At 62.9% G+C, this 5,223-nt stretch carries 6 protein-coding genes and 1 other RNA gene; 5 read left to right on the top strand and 2 right to left on the bottom strand.

Annotated elements, in window-relative coordinates; all coding sequences use genetic code 11:
- A partial coding sequence (locus EN994_RS16805; RefSeq protein WP_164745966.1) for a hydantoinase/oxoprolinase family protein occupies nucleotides 1–985 on the bottom strand: 985 nt, incomplete at its 3' end.
- Nucleotides 986–1,065: 80 nt separating this feature from the next.
- On the opposite strand from EN994_RS16805, the gene EN994_RS16800 reads away from it, so the two are divergent.
- The 5 genes from EN994_RS16800 to rnpB all read left to right on the top strand — a co-directional run bounded on the left by EN994_RS16800 (nucleotide 1,066) and on the right by rnpB (nucleotide 4,492).
- Nucleotides 1,066–1,440, top strand: coding sequence for a hypothetical protein (locus EN994_RS16800; RefSeq protein ID WP_244514312.1), 375 nt, complete (start codon nucleotides 1,066–1,068; stop codon nucleotides 1,438–1,440).
- A gap of 174 nt (nucleotides 1,441–1,614) precedes the next feature.
- Nucleotides 1,615–2,334, top strand: coding sequence for a DnaJ family molecular chaperone (locus EN994_RS16795; RefSeq protein ID WP_013530944.1), 720 nt, complete (start codon nucleotides 1,615–1,617; stop codon nucleotides 2,332–2,334).
- Nucleotides 2,331–3,089 carry an N-acetylmuramoyl-L-alanine amidase gene (locus EN994_RS16790; RefSeq protein ID WP_013530945.1) on the top strand — a complete coding sequence of 253 codons (759 nt, stop codon included), beginning with the start codon at nucleotides 2,331–2,333 and terminating at the stop codon, nucleotides 3,087–3,089. Before EN994_RS16795 ends, EN994_RS16790 begins: the two co-directional genes overlap by 4 nt.
- A gap of 211 nt (nucleotides 3,090–3,300) precedes the next feature.
- The gene (locus tag EN994_RS16785; protein ID WP_013530946.1) at nucleotides 3,301–4,032 is read left to right on the top strand and encodes a lytic transglycosylase domain-containing protein; all 732 of its coding nucleotides are present in this window, start codon (nucleotides 3,301–3,303) and stop codon (nucleotides 4,030–4,032) included.
- Between the two features lie 50 nt (nucleotides 4,033–4,082).
- Nucleotides 4,083–4,492: RNase P RNA component class A (rnpB, locus tag EN994_RS16780), an RNA gene on the top strand.
- A gap of 87 nt (nucleotides 4,493–4,579) precedes the next feature.
- On the opposite strand, the gene EN994_RS16775 is transcribed toward rnpB, so the two are convergent.
- Nucleotides 4,580–5,223 (bottom strand): PLP-dependent transferase (locus tag EN994_RS16775; RefSeq protein ID WP_206530414.1); only part of this gene is annotated, 644 nt, incomplete at its 5' end.

Here is a 5,223-nt window from a genome sequence, read left to right as displayed (position 1 = left end):
TCATCGGCGCGCGGATGCGCACGCCGGCGACCTCGGTGTCGAAGGCGCGCTCATATTCGCCGTCATAGTGAGCGACGTCGGTCGAGGTGCCGCCCATGTCGAAACCGATGACCTTGTCGAAGCCGGCGAGCCTGGCCGTCTCGACCATGCCGACGACACCGCCGGCTGGTCCTGACAGCAGTGCGTCCTTGCCCTGGAACATGTCGGCGGCGGTGAGACCGCCCGACGACATCATGAACATCAGGCGGGGGAATCGATCGCTCTCCCCCACAAGAGGGGAGCTTGGCGCCGCACCCAACTCTCCCGCCACCCTTTGCACATAGCGCGATAGGATCGGCGACAAATAGGCGTCGACCACCGCGGTGTCGCCGCGGCCGACCAGCTTGATCAGCGGCGAGACCTCATGGCTGACCGAGACCTGGCTGAAACCGAGTTTGCGGCAGACTTTCGCCACCGCCTTCTCGTGCTCGGGGTATTTCCAGGCGTGCATGAAGACGATGGCGACCGCATCGATGCCATCGGCCCTGGCCTGTTCGATCGCCGGCCGGCAGGCGGCGATATCGAGCAATTGTTCGACGCAGCCATCGGCGCGCACACGCTCGTTGATTTCGATGACGCGCTCGTAGAGCTGTTCGGGAAGGATGATCTCCTTGGCGAAGATGTCCGGGCGCGCCTGGTAGGCGATCTTCAGCGCATCGCGGAAGCCCTTGGTGATGAGCAAAAGCACGCGGTCGCCCTTGCGCTCCAGCAGCGCATTTGTGGCGACCGTGGTGCCCATCTTGATGTCGCCGATCAGGCCGCTCGGGATCGTGTCGCCGGCCGACAAGCCAAGAAGGTCGCGAATGCCCTGGATGGCGGCATCGTTATAGGCTTCGGGATTTTCGGAGAGAAGCTTGCGCGGGTGCAGCCCGCCCTCCGGATCTCGGCCGATGATATCGGTGAATGTGCCGCCGCGGTCGATCCAGAAATCCCATTTTTCGGTCATGACAGCCCCTGGCGCTCTTCTGTTCGATCGGTGTTTCGGCACATGCTGTTAGTTCGCTACGGCCTGAGCGGCAATCGCAAATGAACCAGACGATGTTACATGCGGAAACGCAACGTTACGAAACTCATGGCCGGCTGACGCATTTGTCCTTCGACCGCTCACGGCAACGTGAGCGTGTGTTGAAGGAGAGACAAATGAAAAAGCTCATTCTCGCGTCCGTTTCCGGTTTGGCTTTGCTTGGCGTCGCCGCCTGCAGTGACAGCGGTACGGACAACACCACCACCCAGAGCACCAACCCGCCGGCCGCCGAGGAACCGATGAAACCGGCCACCCCGGAAGCCACGCCGCCGGCCGCGACGCCTCCGGCAACGGATAATTCGACCACGAAGAGCATCACACCCGAGAAGCCCGCCGAGCCGGCTCCGGCAACACCAGCTCCTGCGCCCGCGCAGTAGTGAGCAAGCAGTACTTCTTGTGATGAATGAGGAAGGTCGGCTCGCGCCGGCCTTTCTCATGTCGTCCGAGCGCCGTGGGCCAATCCCTCTCGCGCGCCGGATCGATTTGTCGCGCAAAGCCTGCGGCACTGTCCCGGCTTGATAGGAGGGAGCGGTGGCTCTAAGAAGCAGGCCATGTCGATTTGGGATCGCCTCGGCGAGTTCATCACCCGCGTTTCATCCTCAACCTCGTCGGGTGTCGTCGACGTTGTCGAGGCTGTGCGCACGGTTTTCTCCGGCGATGCGGATTTGCGCCGGCGTGTCGCCTTTTCGGTGGCGATGATCGCGCTGTCGGCCAAGATGGCCAAGGCCGATGGCATCGTCACCCAGGACGAGGTGCGCGCCTTCCAGGAGATATTCGAAGTGCCGCCGAAGGAGACGCGCAATGTGGCGCGGCTGTTCGATCTCGCCCAGCGCGACGTGGCCGGTTTCGAAACCTATGCCGAGCGGATGGCCCAGATGTGCGGTTCGGGGCATTCCAACTGCGTGATGCTTGAAGACATACTCGACGGTCTGTTCCACATTGCCAAGGCCGACGGGCTGGTGCACGAGCGCGAAGGCCATTTCCTGCACCGCATCGCCGAGATTTTCCGCATCGACGAAGCGCATTACGAAGCCATCATGGCCCGGCACGTCAATCTCGGCGCCGGGGATCCCTATGTCGTGCTGGGCATCGAGCGCGGCAAGCCGTTCGAAGAGGTCAGGAAACGCTATCGCAAGCTGGTTTCCGACAATCATCCGGATCGGCTGATCGCGCGCGGCCTGCCTCAGGAATTCATCAAGATCGCGACCACCAGGGTGGCGGCGATCAATGCCGCCTACGAGATGATCGAGCGGGGCCTGCGCCACGCATGAGCGGCTTTCTGCCCGACGAGCCACGTGCCGAAGTCAGGGTATCGCCGAATTTCGGCCCGCGGCGCGAGACAACACCCAGGCCCGACATGATCGTGCTGCACTACACAGGCATGGCGACCGGCGCCGGGGCCGAGGCCTGGCTTTGCGATCCGGCCAGCGAGGTCTCGTCGCATTATCTGGTCCACGAGAATGGCCATATCGTGCAGATGGTCAGGGAAAGCGACCGCGCCTGGCACGCCGGCAAGAGTTCGTGGTTCGGATGCGCCGACATCAATTCCTGTTCCGTCGGCATCGAGATCGTCAATCCGGGGCATTCGCTGGGCTATCCCGGTTTTCCCCGGCGGCAGATCGATGCCGTGATCGGGCTGTGCCGGGGGATCGCCGGTCGGCATTCGATCGCCGCCGAGCGGGTACTCGCGCATTCCGATGTTGCGCCGGGGCGCAAAATCGATCCCGGCGAGAAGTTTCCGTGGCGGGCGCTATTCGAGGCCGGTGTCGGCCATCTCGTTACGGCCGCCCCCGTCAGGCGAGGCGCTACTCTGACAACCGGCGACACCGGCGGCGATATCGAAGCGTTGCAGTCGATGCTGGCGCTCTACGGCTATGGCGTTGAAATATCCGGCGTTTTCGACCGGCAGACGGAGGCGGTGGTCGAAGCCTTCCAACGGCATTTCCGGCCGCGCAAGGTGGACGGCGTTGCCGACGGCTCGACGCTGCGGACGCTGCAAAGGCTGCTTGCTTCCGTGAAGCGCTAATCCCCGGGAGACCTCTCCCAAGCAATTCTTTCCAATCCTTAAGTTACAGGCTGTCACTCAAAGTGACTTGCCTGGCCTTGTTTGACACCAATTCGGGCGTCAAACGGCTGACGTGTAGATGTCGGACCCCAAGCCCCCCCCGGGTTGTTCCGACGTTGGTTAGGCGTTGCTGCGTGAACATCTTCGCGCGGTTCAGACAGAACAGGATCACATGCAGAAATTTACCGTTTTAACGGCAGCTCTTGCTGCCGGCGTAATGACTTTTGCCTTCAGTGCGGCGCATGCAGCGTCATTCAGCCCGCGGGCCGATCAAGGGTTTCCCGTGGTATCCGCAAAAAGCGGCAAGGCAGGCCACGACGCCAAGGCGACAAAGCAGGCATCCGCCAAAGCGGAGACGAAGCGGGCTTCCGCCAAAGCGGAAAAGGCAAGCTGGTCCAAACCGAAGAAGTCCATCGCCAAAAGGCAGACGAAGCGCGGCCGCAAGACCGTCGACATGACGAGAACGGCATCGATCGGCCTCAGGAACGCGGCGGAGTCGACGGCCGCGGTGGCGAGCAGCGGCCAGTATTCCGCAATCGTTGCCCGCTATGCGGCGATCGAAGGCGTGCCCGTGTCGCTCGCCTCGGCGGTCATCAAGATCGAGAGCAACTACCGGCCCAACATCGTCGGCAGCGCCGGCGAGATCGGCCTGATGCAGATCAAGCCGGCCACGGCTCGGATGATGGGCTATAGCGGCTCCGCCAAGGGCCTGTTCGATCCCGACACCAACATCAAATACGGCATGAAATACCTTGCCATGGCACGGAGCCTCGGTGGCGGCACGACCTGCGGCACCATTCTGAAATACAATGCCGGGCACGCCGCAACGCGGATGAACCCCGTGTCGGCAGCCTATTGCGGCAAGGTCAAGGTGCAGATGGCTGCGCTTGGATCGCCCGCATAAGTCAGCTTTTTCGTTTGCGGTTTCGGGCGTGAACCCCTTTATACGCTCTGCCAGCTGGCTGGGCGGCCGCACCCGCAAACGCCGAAAGGTCGTGGGTGAGGAAAGTCCGGGCTCCATGGAAACACGGTGCCGGTTAATGGCCGGCGGGGGCGACCCCAGGGAAAGTGCCACAGAAAGCAAACCGCCACGATCCGGCTTGCCGGATTCGGGGCAAGGGTGAAAGGGTGGGGTAAGAGCCCACCGCGCGACTGGCAACAGGAGCGGCACGGTAAACCCCACCGGGAGCAAGACCGAATAGGGACGGTGCGAGGGGAAACCCTCGAGGGCTGTTTCCGGCTCACCGTCCGGGTAGGTTGCGTGAGGCGCATGGCAACATGCGCCCAAGATGAATGGCCGCCACGTTCTCGCCTCGCAAGGGACGAGGGCCATACAGAACCCGGCTTACAGGCCAGCTGGCAATTTCTCTCCCCCGATATCAAGAGAAATCTCTTGAAATCAGCAGGTTGCGCCCTCGGGCGCGCCTGTTGATTCAAGCCTGTCCGGCCGTTCATCCGAGCCGGGAGCCGCTGATCCCGTCCAGCGACGTCTCGATCGCTTTCCAGAGCTCTTCCACCGGCTCGCAGCCGACCGAGAGGCGGACGAAACCGGCGGAGACCGCATCGCCTCGCTTCAGGCGCCGCTCGGCGGAGGTGTGGACGCCGCCGAAGGATGTCGCGGCCTGCATCAGGGCACAATTGTTGATGAAGTCCTCGGCTTTGTCTTCCGAGGCGAGTTCGAAAGAGATGAGAAAGCCGAAGCGCTCCATCTGGGCGCGGGCTAGGTTGTGCGACGGGTCGCCTTCAAGCCCGGGATAACGCAGGCCGCTGATTGCCTTGTGGCCCTGCAGTCGCCGCGCGATGACTTCCGCCGAGGAACACATGCGATCGAAGCGCACATCCAGTGTCTCCAGGCCGCGGTGCACCAGCCAGGCTTCGAACGGACCGGGAATGCTGCCGGAAACTTCGCGCCAGCCGGTCACGGCGGCGATGATATCGGCATTGCGACTGGCGACATGGCCGAACAGCACGTCGGAATGGCCATTGGGTGCCTTGGTGTCGGCGGCAACGACGATGTCGGCGCCGTGGTCGAGCGGTCGTTGGCCGAGAGGGGTCATGGTCGTGTTGTCGACCACAAGGATCGCGCCGGCTTTGT

This window comes from Mesorhizobium sp. M7A.F.Ca.CA.002.09.1.1 (assembly GCF_003998555.1).
GTDB classification, from domain to species: domain Bacteria; phylum Pseudomonadota; class Alphaproteobacteria; order Rhizobiales; family Rhizobiaceae; genus Mesorhizobium; species Mesorhizobium ciceri.
Note: the sequence above shows the minus strand (reverse complement) of the source record. Positions and strands in the feature narration are given on the sequence as shown.

Excerpts from the sequence above, each read along its gene's own strand:
- EN994_RS16800 (WP_244514312.1), top strand. The coding sequence starts at position 1,066 with ATGAACCAGACGATGTTACATGCGGAAACGCAACGTTACGAAACTCAT.
- EN994_RS16795 (WP_013530944.1), top strand. The coding sequence starts at position 1,615 with ATGTCGATTTGGGATCGCCTCGGCGAGTTCATCACCCGCGTTTCATCC.
- EN994_RS16790 (WP_013530945.1), top strand. The coding sequence starts at position 2,331 with ATGAGCGGCTTTCTGCCCGACGAGCCACGTGCCGAAGTCAGGGTATCG.
- EN994_RS16785 (WP_013530946.1), top strand. The coding sequence starts at position 3,301 with ATGCAGAAATTTACCGTTTTAACGGCAGCTCTTGCTGCCGGCGTAATG.